The 16,496-nt window shown below is 58.0% G+C and carries 17 protein-coding genes and 1 tRNA gene; 7 read left to right on the top strand and 11 right to left on the bottom strand.

The annotated features are described in order from the left end of the window. Positions 1-52: 52 nt before the first annotated feature. The 4 genes from HYP802_RS0112420 to HYP802_RS0112405 all read left to right on the top strand — a co-directional run bounded on the left by HYP802_RS0112420 (position 53) and on the right by HYP802_RS0112405 (position 3,942). A tRNA-Ser gene (locus HYP802_RS0112420) sits at positions 53-142 on the top strand. Between the two features lie 86 nt (positions 143-228). After that, positions 229-1,467 (top strand): MFS transporter, encoded by a 1,239-nt coding sequence (locus HYP802_RS0112415; protein ID WP_024275861.1) that lies wholly within the window; start codon positions 229-231, stop codon positions 1,465-1,467. A 425-nt stretch (positions 1,468-1,892) separates the two neighbouring features. Beyond that, a complete protein-coding gene (locus HYP802_RS0112410; RefSeq protein WP_013947625.1) occupies positions 1,893-2,567 on the top strand; it encodes a response regulator transcription factor in 675 nt (224 codons plus the stop codon). After that, on the top strand, positions 2,557-3,942 hold the full coding sequence (locus HYP802_RS0112405; protein ID WP_024275860.1) for a HAMP domain-containing sensor histidine kinase: 1,386 nt from the start codon (positions 2,557-2,559) through the stop codon (positions 3,940-3,942). Before HYP802_RS0112410 ends, HYP802_RS0112405 begins: the two co-directional genes overlap by 11 nt. On the opposite strand, the gene HYP802_RS0112400 is transcribed toward HYP802_RS0112405, so the two are convergent. The 6 genes from HYP802_RS0112400 to HYP802_RS0112375 form a co-directional block, all read right to left on the bottom strand. Then, on the bottom strand, positions 3,934-4,677 hold the full coding sequence (locus HYP802_RS0112400) for a phosphatase PAP2 family protein (RefSeq protein ID WP_155831221.1): 744 nt from the start codon (positions 4,675-4,677) through the stop codon (positions 3,934-3,936). The two genes, HYP802_RS0112405 and HYP802_RS0112400, sit on opposite strands and share 9 nt — an antisense overlap. A gap of 98 nt (positions 4,678-4,775) precedes the next feature. After that, complete coding sequence (locus tag HYP802_RS0112395; RefSeq protein ID WP_245261496.1) at positions 4,776-5,540, bottom strand: hypothetical protein; 765 nt, start codon at positions 5,538-5,540, stop codon at positions 4,776-4,778. Between the two features lie 64 nt (positions 5,541-5,604). Beyond that, positions 5,605-6,225, bottom strand: a complete 621-nt coding sequence (locus HYP802_RS0112390; protein ID WP_013947621.1) for a hypothetical protein — start codon at positions 6,223-6,225, stop codon at positions 5,605-5,607. A 212-nt stretch (positions 6,226-6,437) separates the two neighbouring features. Then, positions 6,438-7,805, bottom strand: a complete 1,368-nt coding sequence (locus tag HYP802_RS0112385) for a HAMP domain-containing sensor histidine kinase (RefSeq protein ID WP_024275857.1) — start codon at positions 7,803-7,805, stop codon at positions 6,438-6,440. After that, positions 7,802-8,467, bottom strand: a complete 666-nt coding sequence (locus HYP802_RS0112380; RefSeq protein WP_013947619.1) for a response regulator transcription factor — start codon at positions 8,465-8,467, stop codon at positions 7,802-7,804. Before HYP802_RS0112380 ends, HYP802_RS0112385 begins: the two co-directional genes overlap by 4 nt. After that, positions 8,467-8,790 carry a PepSY domain-containing protein gene (locus HYP802_RS0112375; protein ID WP_013947618.1) on the bottom strand — a complete coding sequence of 108 codons (324 nt, stop codon included), beginning with the start codon at positions 8,788-8,790 and terminating at the stop codon, positions 8,467-8,469. Before HYP802_RS0112375 ends, HYP802_RS0112380 begins: the two co-directional genes overlap by 1 nt. Before the next feature lie 139 nt (positions 8,791-8,929). On the opposite strand from HYP802_RS0112375, the gene HYP802_RS0112370 reads away from it, so the two are divergent. Further along, on the top strand, positions 8,930-9,214 hold the full coding sequence (locus HYP802_RS0112370; protein WP_013947617.1) for a PepSY domain-containing protein: 285 nt from the start codon (positions 8,930-8,932) through the stop codon (positions 9,212-9,214). A gap of 141 nt (positions 9,215-9,355) precedes the next feature. Here the strand turns inward: HYP802_RS0112370 and HYP802_RS0112365 are convergent, their stop codons facing one another. Continuing rightward, the gene (locus tag HYP802_RS0112365; RefSeq protein WP_024275856.1) at positions 9,356-10,483 is read right to left on the bottom strand and encodes a putative zinc-binding peptidase; all 1,128 of its coding nucleotides are present in this window, start codon (positions 10,481-10,483) and stop codon (positions 9,356-9,358) included. Positions 10,484-10,686: 203 nt separating this feature from the next. Between HYP802_RS0112365 and HYP802_RS0112360 the strand changes: the two genes are divergently transcribed. After that, positions 10,687-11,166: a hypothetical protein gene (locus HYP802_RS0112360; protein WP_155831220.1), complete on the top strand. Its 480-nt coding sequence runs from the start codon at positions 10,687-10,689 to the stop codon at positions 11,164-11,166. 74 nt (positions 11,167-11,240) lie between these two features. Here HYP802_RS0112360 and HYP802_RS0112355 read toward each other — a convergent pair whose 3' ends face one another. Together HYP802_RS0112355 and HYP802_RS0112350 are read right to left on the bottom strand one after the other, a co-directional pair. Beyond that, on the bottom strand, positions 11,241-11,432 hold the full coding sequence (locus HYP802_RS0112355; protein ID WP_013947614.1) for a CsbD family protein: 192 nt from the start codon (positions 11,430-11,432) through the stop codon (positions 11,241-11,243). A 90-nt stretch (positions 11,433-11,522) separates the two neighbouring features. After that, on the bottom strand, positions 11,523-13,328 hold the full coding sequence (locus HYP802_RS0112350; RefSeq protein WP_244421009.1) for an AI-2E family transporter: 1,806 nt from the start codon (positions 13,326-13,328) through the stop codon (positions 11,523-11,525). 514 nt (positions 13,329-13,842) lie between these two features. On the opposite strand from HYP802_RS0112350, the gene HYP802_RS0112340 reads away from it, so the two are divergent. Further along, complete coding sequence (locus HYP802_RS0112340) at positions 13,843-14,817, top strand: arsenic resistance protein (protein WP_013947612.1); 975 nt, start codon at positions 13,843-13,845, stop codon at positions 14,815-14,817. 28 nt (positions 14,818-14,845) lie between these two features. On the opposite strand, the gene HYP802_RS0112335 is transcribed toward HYP802_RS0112340, so the two are convergent. Together HYP802_RS0112335 and HYP802_RS0112330 are read right to left on the bottom strand one after the other, a co-directional pair. After that, on the bottom strand, positions 14,846-15,391 hold the full coding sequence (locus HYP802_RS0112335) for a hypothetical protein (protein WP_013947611.1): 546 nt from the start codon (positions 15,389-15,391) through the stop codon (positions 14,846-14,848). A 126-nt stretch (positions 15,392-15,517) separates the two neighbouring features. After that, the gene (locus tag HYP802_RS0112330) at positions 15,518-16,414 is read right to left on the bottom strand and encodes a LysR family transcriptional regulator (protein WP_013947610.1); all 897 of its coding nucleotides are present in this window, start codon (positions 16,412-16,414) and stop codon (positions 15,518-15,520) included. Between the last annotated feature and the right edge of the window lie 82 nt (positions 16,415-16,496).

Here is a 16,496-nt window from a genome sequence, read left to right as displayed (position 1 = left end):
GGACAATACGCATCGAGGCCGCCTCCCAGGGGGCCTCCTCGCAGTGGGTCCTGGAGGGGTGGCCGAGTGGTTTAAGGCACCGGTCTTGAAAACCGGCGTGGGCGCAAGTCCACCGTGGGTTCGAATCCCACCCCCTCCGCCAGCTGCCTGCCCTATTCCGTAAATCGCCAAGCTGGCGTCGCGTTCCAGAGGACTGAGGGAACAACGGCTTAAACACTGGGTGGGGGCATGACACTTCGGACGAGCCAAGCGGCGTGGACAATTGTCGGCTTGCTGTGGGTCGTCTGTCTGCTGAATTATCTAGACCGGCAGCTTGTCGTCGCGATGCCTGGAATGATCAAAGCTGACCTCAAAATCGGCGATGAGAAATTCGGTCTGCTGTCTTCCATGTTTTTATGGATCTACGGCATCTGTTCGCCAATTGCCGGATATGTTGCCGACCGCGTGGGGAAGCGACCCATCGTGATGGCCAGCCTCCTCATCTGGTCGGCGGCGACGTTTCTAAGTGGCGTCGTCACCTCATTCGAAGGAATGCTCCTGACAAGAGCAACGCTCGGCATCAGCGAAGCCTTCTACATGCCAGCCGCCGTTTCGCTCATCGTCGAATTCCACCGGGGGCCGACACGCAGCCGCGCCACCGGATTGCATCTCAGCGGCGTCTATGTGGGCTCTATTCTCGGCGGCCTTGGTGGAGTCACGGCCGAAATTTTCGGCTGGCGCACCGTTTTTCTTGCGATGGGAGCGCTCGGCGTCGCTTATGCCCTCGTCCTTTTGATCCTGTTTCCGCAGAAGACGGAAGACGCCTATCCCCACTCTCCAGAAGATGCAGCTCCTTCGTTTCCCGAAGGAGCTTCACTTTGGTTCCTCCTGTCGGCTCAAGGGTTTCGCCTGCTGCTCTTGATGAACCTGCTCAACGGCGCCGCTTATTGGCCCGTTCGCAATTGGCTGACTGAGTTCTTTCGCGTTGAACTGGGCGTGAGTTCGGCATTGGCGCCCGTTTACGGGCCAATGACCTTCAACGGCGCGGCATTCACCGGGATGCTAATTGCGAGCAGTCTCTCGGATTGGTGGGCGGCGCGGAATTTGCGGGCGCGGGCTCTTGTCCCTGCGTTCGGCTTCTTGATCGCCTCACCTTTCCTCTTCGCGCTCGGAGCTGCGCAGTCCATCCCCGTCATTCTCGCATGCGTGCTGATTACGGGCATGTCCCAAGGTTTTCTGGACGCCAATCTGATGCCCGCGACCTGCACGGTCGTGGACCCGCGTTGCCGGGCGATGGCCTACGGCCTACTCAATTTTGTTGGCACGACTGCCGGCGGTGTCATGACTTACGTGGGGGGGCGGCTGAAAGAGCAGGACATTCCGTTTAGCGCCACATTCCAATTCGCCAGCATTCTCATCCTGATTGCTGGCGTTCTCTTGATGCTGGTGACACCGGCCCATAGGCGGCAAGTGACTCAAGGCGTATAGATGCAGACTGGGAACGGCCGTTAGACGCATGAACTGGTTCATGATTTTGTCCCGTCAAAATCATCTCAGTGCTGAATGCCTAACGAGCCCAATACCATCGCATATCACATAAAAAGGCGCTATGCTGATCGTTCTCCGCCTCCGGGAAAACCATATCGGTCTTTGGTGTTAATTGCCCCCTCGCATCAAGCTAATGCAGGCGCTGGGCTCGACGTCCGTTGGGAAATCGCTCGGTAAATCAAGCGTGACTGCGATGGCCGCTAGAATTTCTGGGTGAAAAACGATAGCAAGCGGCGCCCTGTTGGGGGCCTTTCCCCGAAAGCATACAAAATCGTGACTTTCCTACCGCAATTGCGTCACGCTGCCCTCAGAGGTCCAGGGTTTGGGGTGCTCGTGGCTATGATGATAACAACGACGTCGATCTAATGCGCATACTTCTCGTCGAAGACGATCAGGAAACAGTGAGGATCGTACGTGAGAGCCTGATCGGCCAAGGACACGACGTCGTAGTTGCCACCAACGGTGCCGAGGGACTCAAGGCGGCGATGGTTGAAACCTTCGATGTTCTTGTCATCGACAGGATGTTGCCGGGCCTCGATGGACTGCACCTCGTGCAAAGCCTTCGGCGCGCCGACGTGCTGTCCGGCATCATTCTGCTCACCGCAGTGGGAGGCATCGAGGATCGCATCGAAGGCTTGGAAAGCGGCGCTGACGACTACCTTGTGAAGCCTTTCGCGCTCGGCGAGCTGCTTGCGCGCATTACAGCCTTGGGCCGCCGTCCCCCCGGTCCCAAGCAGGACGCTACCTTCCGGATCGGCACCTTGGAAGTGAACCTCATCCGGCGGCAAATCCGGCGAGGAAACGACGAGATTCATTTGCAACCGCGCGAGTTCAAGCTGCTTGAAATTTTCCTTCGCAATCGCGGGCGCGTCGTCACGCGATCCATGCTGCTGGAAGAGATGTGGGGATTGGAACGCGACACGAAGACTTCTATCGTCCAGACCAATGTCAGTCGGCTTCGATTGAAGATCGAACGCCCCGGAGATCCACCTTTGATCCGTACAGTGAGAGGATTGGGATACATCATTGATGCGGCATAGGCTAACCCGCGGCACCGCCTTTCGGTTGGCCGCCCTGGTCGTTGTGATCATTACGTTGGTCAACTCGGTAATTTTCTCCGCGCTCTATTATTCCCTCAGCACGCAATTGACGGCGCATCTGCGTGCGCACATCGACGAGGTTCGTAAAACGCTGATCGACGTCCAAGGGAAAGAAAGCGACGGCTTTCAAGAACTCGCGGCGATGATCGAAAGCCATGCCCGTGTCGCGAAGTCCGATGAAGATATTTATCTCCTGACGGACAGCTCGGGAAAACGCATCGCTGGTAACGTAGCGTCTCTCGAACGGTTCGAGGACTGGCGGACCATTCCCTGGAGAGACTTGAATCTTCTCGGCGACTGGTCTCCTCACAGGGCGAGCGATGCGGTGATTGGGCGATGGACGACGATCAATGGCGGTTATCTGTTTGTTGGGGACGGCAATGGCGACATCCGCGATGCGCAGAGACTGCAACTCAACGGCCTGATGTGGGGCATCGGGCTGTCGGTGATCTGCGCGATTATCGGAGGCTGGTTCCTCGGCAGCCGGGCGCAACGACGCATCGGGCAAATGGAGGAAGCCTTGAATGCCGTGGCAAGCGGTGCGCTTGACCGCAGAGTGCCGCGAGTATCCGCGTCGGATGACATCGATCACGTTGCGGCGCTCATCAACGCCGCCCTCGACCGCCTGCAACGTCTCTTCGAAAATTTGCGCCAACTCTCCGTCGATATCGCGCACGATTTGCGCACGCCCATCAGCCGTATGCGCCAAAGGCTGGAGCACGTGCGCTCAGGCGGCGATAGCATCGAGGCCTATCGGGAAGCGGCCGACGCTTCGATCGCAGAGATCGACAACATTGCTGAAACCTTCGATGCCCTAATGCGCATTTCGGAGATCGAAGCCGGTGCCCGCAAAAACAGATTTGCCGATGTCGATCTCAAACCCATGCTAACCAACATCGTCGATGCGTTGGAGGCGGTCGCGGAGGAGCGAGGTCACCGCCTGCATCCTCTCATCGCGGCGGAGGGGTCTTTTATCGTGCACGCCGACCACCGCCTTCTGAACCAGCTCTTCCTCAATCTCATAGAGAACGCGATCGTCCATTGCCAGGAGCCGGCTGACATCAGCGTCGAAGTCACGAACGTCGGCGGCTGTCCCGTCGTGCGCATTCGCGATACTGGGCCAGGAATTCCCGCTGAAGAGCGCGAAAACGTCTTTCGCAGATTGTATCGGTTGGAAAAGAGCCGGACCACGGCAGGCAATGGATTGGGTCTTAGCCTCGTGGCGGCGATTGCCGACTTGCACGGAGCGCGCATTACGCTTGCCGACAATGAACCCGGCTTGCTGGTCGAGATATGGTTTTCTTCTTCAGTCTGAGTATCGACCGCCGACAACTGCAAACAACATATGAATCGCTGATGCCGTTAGCGCCATGAATACGCCGGCAAACGCCACATCGGACAGGAAATGTCCGCCCTCGGCCATGCGCACGAACCCCGCGAGCGTTCCCAGAACGATGCCGCTCAGCGTCCAAAATGCAGCATCGGCGGGAAACAGAAAAGCGGCGGCAAAGCAAATGATGTAGATCGACGAGGCCTCGCCTGAAAAGAACGAGCAGTTCCGGCTACATTGATCCGATGGTTTCAGGGGCGGCGCATAGATCTTCGATCCGCCGAATTCCATGACATGATTAGGTCGCGGCCGCCCCCAATGATCCTTGAAGCCGAGGTTCGCGATCGTAAGCGGCCCTACCAAAAGGCATACCGCAAGGTATAGCCATTGACTGGCGGAAAGACTGAGCCAGCGTTTGCGCATGCTGATCAGCGAGACGACGCAGCCGACACCGGCGAGCACGCAGACGGCGCAAAACAACGTCGAAAATCCGTTACGAAGACTGCCAAAGAACAGGGATTCGCTGCCGATGAAGCGATGGGGCTGCACGTAAAGGGCTCGGCTCACCGAGAGATCGAAGCGCGGATACGCAAGATAGAAAATCATCAAGCAGATGCCGAACGCAACGGCGCCGAAAAGCATCGCTTTGGCCGGCGCACATGCCACATCCGAAGCGGACGCCTGATTTGACTTCCACACCTCTGCATTGTCCAACGGCAATCTGAATACTCCCCCCTATTCGCGAATACACATTGGGCAAAACTCCATGCAGCCTTTACGGCCGGAACGTCTCAGAACTGTAAGTAAAAGGCGACCGTTCACCCGCGCTTCGAAACGTGCGGCCGGCGTCGGTCGAGAGACAGATAAAGAATGGCCAGCAGCAGTCCCAACGTCACCAGCGATGCCTGCCCACGCGGCAAGCTCAAGCCGCCGTTGCCGACGGGTTTCGTCAAGAAATCACCGAATGTCGCGCCGAAGGGACGCGTAAAAACGAAGGCGATCCAGAACAGGATGACATCGTTGATACGAGAGAAATAATGAAGGAGGGCGACAACTCCGATAATACCGGCCGTCACCAGCGCGCCCTGGATGAAACTGAGACCCGCATCATCGACGAGATAATCGCCGAACGCCGTGCCGAGACTGTTGGAGAACAGGACCGCGGCCCAGAACATGATTTCGGCGTCGCGTCCGCGAATGGGGTAGACTCGAAGCGAACCTTCGCGAAAGCGCCAAATTGCCAACGTCGACACTAAAGCTGTCGCGAGCATAACGGAGCCCGCGAGATATCCAAGGTCGAGCGAGCGGTCCATAAAGTCAGAAATTTCAGTGCCGGCCGTCGTCGTGGCAATGATCGTGAACCAAAAAAGCAGAGGACGGTAGATTTCGCTTCTGACTTGCAGAAAAAGTAACACCAGTAGGATCGCAAAGGTAATGGCAAGGCCGAGATAATAGCCAAGATCAAGCGACATCGAGAGGAAGTCGCCAGCTGTTTCGCCCAGCGTCGTCGCCAGGATTTTCATCATCCAGAAGGCGAGCGTCACTTGCGAGACTTTGGAGATCTGATCTTGAGCGTTACCCATTGCAGCAAAGCTCATAGGTCGTCGATTTCGTCAGAACGCCACCCGGCGTGACCTGCAGATGACTTCATTGCGGACCCGCCAGTTCCAGCCCACGTGCCAGAGGCGCGATCAGAGACCTCGCTTCGATGTAATTCAAGATCGCCCTAACCGCCGATTTGCGATCCCGGTACGTCCGATTATTGCCGACCAGTCGATTGGCGACGAGAGTCCAGGTCGCGATCCCTGCCGGCCTTGCTGCAATCAACGCATCGAGACGAGTCCGGAAAACGTCGGCATCATCGATGTAGGGCGTAAGCTCCGAGCAGATATCGTTTGCAAGCGCCGCATTTTGGCTTTTGAAGCGGCGCGCGCCCACGCCTTGCGGCGCAGGCGGAAGGCAGATCGCCGTACAAAAATCGTCGACTGAAGCGCCGGGCCGACCTGTAAAGATTTTCAACAGCTCGCGAACGGACGAACTCGCCTTGACGGCGCCGCTGGCGTGAAGTCCGGCGGCAATAGCGTCGAGCGTTTCCTTGAGTCGCCCCGGATACTGCTCGGATGGAGACATGCGCTTGACGCGAGCGGCGATGGTCTCGTCACGACCGCGATCCAGTACGGCTGCGAGTCGATGCAGTTCGTATGAGCGATCAAAGTCGGCAATCGCGGCGAAAGCCCGAAGCGCGCTCGCAAAGTCTTTCGTATGCATGGGATGAGCCTCCAGGGCATCTTTCGTGTGCCGAGGAAGCACAATGCTTCGCAGTGATTTTGCGGCATCAAAGCCACAGAATTGTAAGACTAGAGCCAGCCAGCGTGGCTTAGCTGATCAGTCCACTGGCCGAGGGCGAGCCCAGCCGTGCTGAAGCAATCTCCGCGCGAATTTCTTCGGCCGAGCTTTGCAGCGGCGGAGTCCGAACCCCCTCAGGCGTCCGAATCGTTCGTCGCAGCAGGAAGACGCAGCGTAGCGATGAGGCCGACCGTGCCGTTCTCGATCGTCAGGCTTCCCCCCCATGCCTCGACGATGTCGGTGACGATCGCCAATCCGAGACCGGCACCGCCAACGTGCGTATCGAGTCTCTGTCCGCGAATCAGCATCGCCGCCTGATGTTCCTTTTCAATGCCCGGACCGTCGTCGATAATGGAAATCGAGATACTCTGCATTTCGGCGCGCGCCTTCACGGAAACCTTTTCCTTGGCGTGGCGCGCCGCGTTGTCGAGCAAGTTACCGAGCGACTCAGCCAGATCGACGGCATCGATGCGCGCTTCCAGATCGGGCGGTGCATCAATCGTCCAGCTCAAGGACTGCCCGCGTGGCGTCTTCTCGACGACACGTATGATTTGTTCGACTGACGTCCTGACGTTCGTTGAAGCGTTGCTGTTGGCATAAGAAATGCGTGCGCGCGCAATCTCGCGGTCGATGTGGCGGCGCATGAGATTGACGAGATAGGAAATATCCGACGCAATGCCCGTCTCGCCTTTCTCTTCGAGCCGCGTCACTTCTCCATTCAGAACCTGCAGCGGCGTCTTGAGCCCATGCGCCAGGTCTGCGGCGCGCCCCCGCGCTTTCTCGATCGCCTTCTCCCGCTCGTCGAGCAGCGCGTCGATTTCCTCGGCGAGCGGCCTCACCTCTTTCGGAAACGCACCGCCAAGCCGCTGTTGTTTGCCCGAGCGAATGCTCGAAAGCCTGCCACGTATGGTCGACAGCGGACGCAGACCGACACTAACCTGTATCCAGGATGCCGCGACCAGTAGCGCACCGATGATCAGCAGAAACGGCGCGAGCTCAGACGCAAAACTTCGCACCGATTGGCCGACTTCCCGAGAGTCCACGGCAACCGCGATCCGAACTTTCGAGCCCCCGATATTATCGGGCAACTCGATGTACCGTTGAAGGAGGTAAAGTTGCGCGTTCTGTGGGCCAACAATCTCGTACCTGCGAGAAACATCGGCGACATTGGTTTCGGGCGGAAGCGACAGAACCGTGTCCCACAACGATCGCGATCGCAGATCGTCCGCCGGCGATCCTCCTTCGATCTGCCAATAAAGCCCGGACAGCGGTTCTTCGAACCGTGGGTCAGACGGGCGATGCGCCAGCCCCAATTCGCCGGACGGCTTGCGCGTCAGCCCCGCTGCGAGCTGGTTCAAGTAAACAGTCAGCTCCGCATCGACGCGGCGCTCAACATGGCGCTTGAACAATTCCGTGAGACCGAAAGCGGCAATGCCAAGCGCGAGCAAGATCGACAGGACGCCAGCAGCAAGCAATCTGAGGCGAAGCGAACCCACGCTCATGCCGGCACTTCCATAACGGTGTAACCGAAGCCGCGTCGGGTCTCGATCAAATCCTGGCCGAGCTTTTTGCGCAATCGCGTCACCACGGCTTCGAGCGCGTTGGCATCTCGCGCGTCGTCGTCGCCGTAAAGATGTTCGATCAGTTCCGCCGGAGGAATGACGCGTCCCTTGTGATGGATGAGGTAGGAAATCAACCGGTATTCCAGCGGCGATACCGCCACCGACGCACCGTCGATAAGAACGCGCATCTGCCGGGTATCGACGGAAAGCTTGCCTGCCGTTAGCAGCGCCGACCCCTGCCCCACCGAACGGCGAATGAGCGCGCGAACGCGGGCGATCAATTCCTCGATCTGGAATGGTTTGACGAGATAGTCGTCCGCGCCGGCATCAATGCCTTCGACCCGCTCCATCCATGCACCACGCGCCGTCAGAACCAGAACAGGCATCATTCGGCCCGCTGCGCGCCAGCGCTTGAGCACGGAAAGCCCGTCGATTTTTGGCAGGCCGAGATCCAATATCACGAGGTCGTAATTCTCCGTGTCGCCACGAAACCAGGCATCCTCGCCGTCGTGAACGGCATCGACGCTGTAGTTCGCAGCGGTCAAGGCCGTTGCAAGGCTTTTTGCAATTTTGGGTTCGTCCTCGACGATGAGAATGCGCATCAATCGTCATCCTCAATCGTCAGGATCTTTGCCGTCGCCGCGTCAACGTTGACCTCTTTCAGCTTGCCCTGAGGCGTCAGGATCTTGAACTCATAAACGAAAGCTCCTGTTTTTTTGACCTCAAGCTCGACACCTACGATTTGGCCCGGAAACTGTGCCTTCAATTCGTCCATGATGTCCGTCAACGGACGAATGCGGCCCTCGCTCAACGCTTTGCGGGCAATCTCATGATCGCGCTCGTCGTCATCGTCGGCAATCGCAGTGAGCGTACCGGCGGACAACAGCGTGAGTGCGGTCAGAGACAGGACGATAAGGCGCTTCATGACGGGTTCCATGGCGTGAGCATCGTGCAGGATCGGAGCTGACAAACTCCTGACAGATGCGATCAGACCGGCGTCAGCGCGCCTCGGGCAAGGTCACGCTCGACCGACAACGGTTTGGCAAAACACAGGAGTTTTTACAATGCAGAAGGCCCGTAACCTTGTTCTTCCCGTTGCAGTGATCATCTTCGGTCTTGCAGCATCCGCGCAGGCCGACGACCACAAGTATCGGCTCAACGTGCCGGCCGATAAGTGGCTCTCCGTCTCCGAAGTGATCCAGAAGCTGAAGTCTCAGGGCTATCAGGTGACGAAGATCGAAGCCGACGACGGCGTTTACGAGTTCGATGCGACGAATGCCGCAGGCGTGCGCATCGAAGGTCATGCCAACCCGGCGACCGGCGAAGTCCTGACTGGCTACGACGACTGATGCTCTAAATTCTCTGGCTCTGCAGCACGCGCTCGCAGAGCCAGAGACTATCGGCTCACTTTCTCTGCTTGGCGATATCGGGATCGGGAGCTTGAACGGACTTCTAGATCGGCAGTTGCAGACGCACAATCGCCGCACCCATCAATTCTTGACGAAGATCCGGCGAAGAATTCCAGGCCGTGGCGACGCCGCCTCCTCATCGCTCTTGCGCTCGGTTTCCGCTTCCCTGTCTTTGACGAGGCGGTGGATGAACGCGAGTTTGCCTATGATGGCTGGCGAGAGCACAAACGGATAGAGATCCGGTTGGCCCATGCTGCGATTGAGGCTGTTGACGGCAAATGTAACCGGTATCCATTCGCTCATGAGTGTTTCCATATCGGCGATGGCATAAGGATCGCGATCCGCTGTTGCGCTTAAGCCTTCTGTAGCCGCCAGTCGCGGCGAAATCCGCAAATTGAACGTATGCGCCATTTCGAGCGTATCGATTATGTGCAGGTAGTGCGCCCAGGTTTCAGCGAAATCTTCCCACGGGTGCATGGTCGCGTAGGCGCTGACAAAATTTTCCCGCCAATTCGCAGGCGCACCGTTTTGATAGTGCGCCTGCAGAGCGGCGTCGTAATCGAGCGTTTCGTCGCCGAAAACTTCACGAAATGCCTCGATCTTTCCGGCATCCCTGACCAACCGATCCCAATAATAATGACCGACTTCGTGACGGAAATGTCCGAGCAGCGTCCGATAAGGCTCATGAAGATGTGTGCGCAGCTTCTCACGTTCGGCATCGTCCGCCTCCAGAAGCGAAATCGTGATGATGCCATTGTCGTGGCCCGTCAGAACTTTGGCTTGTGGAGCCGATGCTAGGAAATCAAAAAGCAAGGGCTCGGGATCGCCACTCGCTGTCGTCGGCACCGGGAGGCGAAGTCTTAGCAGCGTGTACATCAAGCGACGCTTTGCTTCTTCGATACGATGCCAACGTGAAACATTGATCGGGTCAGACAGATCGGGAACCGTTCGGTTATGCTCGCAGGCCGAACAGTAAGGTTTTGCGGAAGAGGCGTTGACCAGCCAATTGCAGGCATGAAGCTCCCAATTGGCACAGTATCGATATTGGTTCTGATTGTCGGCCAGCGCGATCCACGTGCTTCCGTTGGGTTTTACGGCGCTCATGGTCTCCTGGGGCGGAAGATATCCGACCTGAAGGTGGCAGCGCTCACAATGCGTGTTCTCAAAAAAAAGAACCTGCCCACAATTCTGGCATTCAAATAATTTCAAAGGAATTGTTCCTTCTAACCCGCAAACATTGCGTACACAATCGGCACTGCAACGCCGAAGGGAGATCAAAGTTGCTCATGGGCAACCGAAATTTGCGGAAATATTCCAAACCGACGGGCTGTCGGGAAGCCATGATCTTTTGTCCTCGTTACAGAGCGGAGTGAAGCTCATAACAAAGAGATTGGATTGCGATGGAGCTTCACATGTTCGCCGATCTTTGCAGAACGCTTTTTCTCTCGACGCTTTGTTTGGCCGGAGCGACATCGGAGGTCCTCGCCGATACCTGCGGGGATCGTCTCTCCAATGTACAGTCACAAATAAAAGGCCTGACTTTGAAACAACGAACGCACGTCACGGATAATTTCGATGCGTTCTACCTAGAGAGTGCAGCTCCACCCGCACGGATAACGGTCTCCTGCGGAAATAAGGTACTCTCATTCGATGCGGAGTGGCACGGTGGAGACCTTGCTGCCTATAGCGCGCTGCTAGCCGATATCGGGACTTCGCTCGATCTCGGCAGCGATGATTTCTCGTCGTCGCTACAAAAGTGCTGGGATAGAGCAAGCATAGAGGATGGCGAGGACGAGGAAGGGACCGTTGTCGTGCAGACGAAGCGCGCACAAATCAGCTGTGTGAACACAAACGGGACGGCTGAAATAAGCGTAATTCCCCTACCGCATTAGCAATTGGAAAACGTGGTTGCGCACAATTTGGATCGAGGGGGATTTGATAACGATCCCCCCGACCCTTGGTCGCCTTACAGCTTGTCGGTCGCCTTATCGACCGCATCGCGAACCTTATTGACCTTGTCGGATACGGCGGTCTCGACTTTACCTTTCACGGCCTGAGCCGCGCCCTCGGCCTGAAGCTTATCGGAGCCGACGGCATAGCCGACCTTCTCCTTAGCCTTGCCAACAGCAGTATCAATTTTTCCTTTCAGTGCGCCCATTTTGCGCCTCCTTATCAATTGATAGCGCACTGTAACGCCGGAAAATCCGCGACGGTTCCGTATGGCGAAAGCCAAACCGTCCGCACGCGGTTAATGTGAAACCGGAGCGACTTCTCGACTGGTCTGCGGCTCGGTGTTCGAAGAGTTTGAGAGAGAATGTTCCAATGATTTCGTAAACCGCGCAAACGAGGTAAATATCTCGGGAGCGACGAAACGGTCGCGTGACGAAGGCAGAGAGAGCTGCCTTGACGAGACGTCGAGCAGAACGACCTCGACGCCTGGGAATAGAGAGCGGGCACGATCGACCAGTATCCGTATCCCGCCTTCGGCAAGCCCTGTGACCGTCATAAGCACGATCTTCTGCAAGTCGGCGTAACCGATATCCGCCAGAAAGGCCAAAGCCGTCAGCCCCGAAGCTTCATTCATGGCACACGTCAGGCCCGGGTGATCCCGATTAATCGCCGAGACTGCAAAGCGGGTCGCAAGCTCGTCGAATTCTCCCCGCACGGGGACGAGCACCATAACGGGATCTTTATCGGACTTTTCAGGCTTGGACTTTTCCGGCTTGGACTTTTCCGCGATGGCGCCAATCGTGCTCGAGAGTTCCGCCAGCGCTTCCTTGTCCAGACGACCACGCCGCCGATCCCGGGCGCTTAATGCCAGCGCCGGAAAGACGAGCTTGTCCAAAACTTCCGCGTAAGGGGCCTTTTCTTCAGCTTCGGCGATTTGTTCCGTCGCAGCGAATACATCGCTCGACAAGAGTCGATGATAAAGGTTCTGCTGCTCGGATAACGGCGGCTCATCACCGAGAAGCACCGTTATGAATTCAAGGTCGGGCACGTATTTGCCCAGCACCACCAGGATGAGCGTGATAGGCGCGGCTAAAACGAGGCCGATGGGACCCCAGGTGAGCGTCCAAAAGCTCGTCGCCAAAATCATCGCAAAGGGAGATAGGCCAGCTCGCCGTCCGAGAACCAACGGTTCCAGAACCTGCCCCATGATAGGTTCGCCGATAGCAAATATCGCGAGTGTCAGAAGAGCTTTCGTCCAGCCTGGATCGACGGCCGCAGCCAACAATATCGGCGGAATGGCCGCGACGTAGGAGCCAACGAACGGAACGAACCGCATGACGAACGCCATCACACCCCAAAGCGGCGCATTCGGAACTCCGAGAGCAAATAACGACAGACCGACGAACGTCCCGAACGATGCGTTGAGTATGACCTGTCCGGTAAAAAGCGCGATGAGCCGATCGCCGGCATCCGACATCGCTGCAGTCGTTTCAGTTATATGCTCGACGCCGAAAATGCGCACGATCCTGTCTCGCAGGTCGCGAAACTGCATCAGCAGAAAAAGCGTGAACAGGAACGTCAAGGCCGCCTGTGTCAGCGGCTCGGCGAGAATGCGAAGGCCGTAGAGCGCCGTGCTTTCGCTGTCGTCCTTGACGACCTGAACCTTGCCGCCGTCCTTACCCGAAGCATTCTCTGCTGGCGGTTGAGACTCAGGATAAGTGACCCCGAACTGAAGTTCGTTATTGATCATTCGCTGATACGTCTCGACCGCATCGATGGCACGGCCAACAAGACCGCTGGGCACGGAGGAGCCAACGATGCTTCTGACTTTCTCCAGCACATTCGTGCGGTACTGAGGCAGATCGGCCGCGAGCGAGAGAAGTTGCGAACTCAAACCGATCGAGGCTGCCGTCATGCACACAACCACGACAAGCAAGACGGTGCCTTCGGCAAAGCCTTGGGGAATGCCACGTTTCTTGAGAAAAACGACGATAGGCACCAGCACGAAGCAGGATATGCCTGCGAGCGCGAGAGGCACCAGGATATCCCGGCCCAAAACGAGCGCCGCAATAATGAGGGCCGCCGTTACGAGCGTGGCAGACAAACTTCGTATCGAATCTGCGAGTAACGGCATCGGATGAAATATCGGACGTTAGAGGAAGCGTCGCGCTTTAACGTTGCTGCCTTCCCTCCTGTTCCCAGCCCGCAGACAGTGCTTATTCAACAGTGAACTGAACTCTTTTCCCTTCCGCGCGTTGAATGAATGCACGCGCCCGGTGGCAACCGGCCGCAACAGGGAATGATGGACGTAGCTATTTTGCCGGTTTCTCGCTGCGACACCAACGCATTGGTACGCGCTGACATCTAACCCGTTCCGGGCGAGTGCACTTTCCTGAAAGGCCGCACCAGCCACGGCCATCTCCAGGACGTTGCCAATAAATGCTCTTTCGCGAAAAGCTTCAGACTGCGCTTTTCCCAAAGCACAAGTGTCGCCCCCGCAGCTCCGTCTTTTGGGGCGATCGACCACGTTCTCTGATCGTATGACGCGTGGCAATGTGGGCACGATCGAACTTGCGAACGGGGTTCATTCGGGCCTGGAGTGAAGTGGGGAAATAGTTTTGGCTGAACTCCGCGAGATACTGGAAAGCCGGCAGGTCTCGATCTATTTCGCCGCCGTCGCGTTGGCCGCAATGCTTGCTCTAACTGTCGGCGGGACGGATGTTCTGGAAGACAGCATCAATCCCGCACTCGCCGCGATGTTGTTCCTCACCTTCCTACAGGTCCCCTTAGCCGATCTTGGCGTGGCCTTCGCGCACCGCCGGTTTCTTGCCGCGCTACTCCTCACGAATTTCGTCGCGATGCCGCTGCTCGTCGCGCTTCTCGTACAGATCCTTCCCGATGATCCGATGATTAGGCTCGGGGCGCTGCTGGTCCTGCTCAGTCCCTGCATCGACTACGTCGTCACGTTTTCGCATCTCGGTCGCGCCGACGCCCGCCTGCTGCTAGCCGCCACGCCCGTCCTGCTCATCGTGCAGATGCTGCTGCTGCCCATCTACCTCCAGTTATTTCTCGGAGCGCGCGTGGCAGACCTCGTCCATGCCGGACCGTTCGTGCACGCCTTCATCTGGCTTATCGCCATTCCTCTGGCGTTTGCGGCTCTTCTTCAGTACTGGGCCGCCCGCAACGCTACCGCCGCGCGCCTGTCCTCTATCTTCGGAGTTCTGCCCGTTCCGGCCACCGCCATCGTTCTCTTTATTGTCGTCGCGGCGGTCGTGCCCCAGCTCGGGCCTGCCATCGACAAAGCTCTGAGCGTCGTCCCGATCTATGTCGCCTTCGCGATCCTCGCCCCGCTCATCGGATGGCGCATCGCACGCCTGTTTCAGCTTGAGGCACCGGCAGGACGCGCCGTCGCGTTCAGCGCCGCGACGCGCAATTCGCTCGTCATCCTGCCGCTCGGACTTGCCATTCCCGGCGCAGTGCCGGTTCTTCCGGCGATCATCGTGACCCAGACGCTGATCGAGCTTTTGAGCGAACTCGTCTACGTCCGCCTCATGCCGAAGCTGACCACCAATCGCGAGGCGGAAACGATCTGACCGGCCGTCGCAATATCAGCTTTGCAAGCTAAAAGGCTGCCAGCCGTTTCGTCGGACGTTGGCCGATGTCATCTGCCCGTCGCTTAAGCCACGTTCCGCCCTTCTGGTCGGCTTCGGCCACACAGTCGTCGACCCACGCCACCAAGTTCGACGATTGTTGGCGCAGACTTTCGAGCTTCAGGATACGCCGCACCTCCATCAGGCGCCCAGGCTGATGGGGAAAAACCGGCCTATCGTCGCGGTCGACGTTCCAGTGGCACAGGATCATAAGATCGCCGTCGCCCGCTGCCGCCTCCTTCACGACGTCGGCAAGAATATCGTCAACGGGCAGAACTTCCGCGAAGCCGCCGCCAACCCCAATGAAGAGCAGGATCTGCGCCAGGTTCTGCGGACGGCGCAGCGCGTTGCGCAGAATGACGTGCCGGTGCATTTGCCGAAGCGCCGTCCTGAATTCGCCGTCGAAAATCTGCAGCAGCGCCGTGCCGCGATCCGGCTCGGCTCTGCGCCAAACCGTTTGACTGGCGTCGTATTCGAGATCGACAAGCTCGGCGTCGGAAGGAGAAACAGGTGGCATGGCGGGCTCCGGATGCGCTCAAACGCCCGGCATTTAGATTGCCGGCGCAATATGTTTCAGAATCCCGCGAAACGATCAGTAATGCCAAAACTGGGTCGAAAGAATGACCGAGCCGAGCATTTGCAGCTAATTGGCTTTGATGAAATCCACGAAGGCCCGCAACGGCGCAGGCACGAGACGCCTGCCGGGATAATAAAGAAACGGCCCGGAAAACGCTTGCCACCAAGGTTCGAGGATCGGTTCCAGCGCACCGCTGTCCAGATACGGCCGCAGCCAGTCTTCGAATAGATAGATGACGCCCGAACCCGCGACCGCAGCATCGATCGCGAGATCGACGATGCCGCCCGCCTGGACGATCATTGGCCCAGTTGTATCAACGCGCATAACCTCCCCCTCGCGCTCATATTCCCAGGACATCATCGAGCCGCTCGCGAACCGCCCGCGCAGGCAAGCATGGCGCAACAAATCTCGGGGATGCGAAGGTCTTCCGTGACGGTCGAGATACGCAGGCGCCGCCGCCGTCGCAAAGCGCTGTACGCGGGGACCGATCGGCACGGCGATCATATCTTGTTCGAGCCGTTCATCGTAGCGAATGCCCGCATCGCAGCCAGCCTGAACCACATCGACAAAACTGTCCTCGGCAATGATTTCAAGTTTGATGTCCGGATAGGCGGCGAGGAACGGCGGAACGATCCTTGGCAGCACGAGCCGCGCCGCACTCACCGGCACGTTGAGGCGCAGCGTGCCCGCAGGCCGGTCGCGGAAAACATTGACGACATCGAGCGCGGCTTCGACCTCATTGAGAGCAGGTGTAAGCCGCTCCAACAAGCTGCGGCCAGCATCCGTCGGCACCACGCTCCGGGTTGTCCGGTTGAGAAGCCGGACGCCAAGCTGCACTTCCAGCCGACGCACCGCGTCGCTCAGGCCCGAAGGGCTCCCGCCGCTCGCCCGGGCGCCATCCCGAAAGCCCCCTGCCCGCGCCACCGCGACGAACGCGTTCAGATCTGCAAGGTCAACGGCCATTGTTCGAAATTCCGTACAGCTTGTCCGGATTGTTGTCGATTATCGCATGCTAAACAACCGCTATGTCTCCGCGCAGCACGAT

The sequence above is a fragment of the Hyphomicrobium sp. 802 genome (assembly GCF_000526135.1).
Classification (GTDB): Bacteria; Pseudomonadota; Alphaproteobacteria; order Rhizobiales; family Hyphomicrobiaceae; genus Hyphomicrobium_B.
Note: the sequence above shows the minus strand (reverse complement) of the source record. Positions and strands in the feature narration are given on the sequence as shown.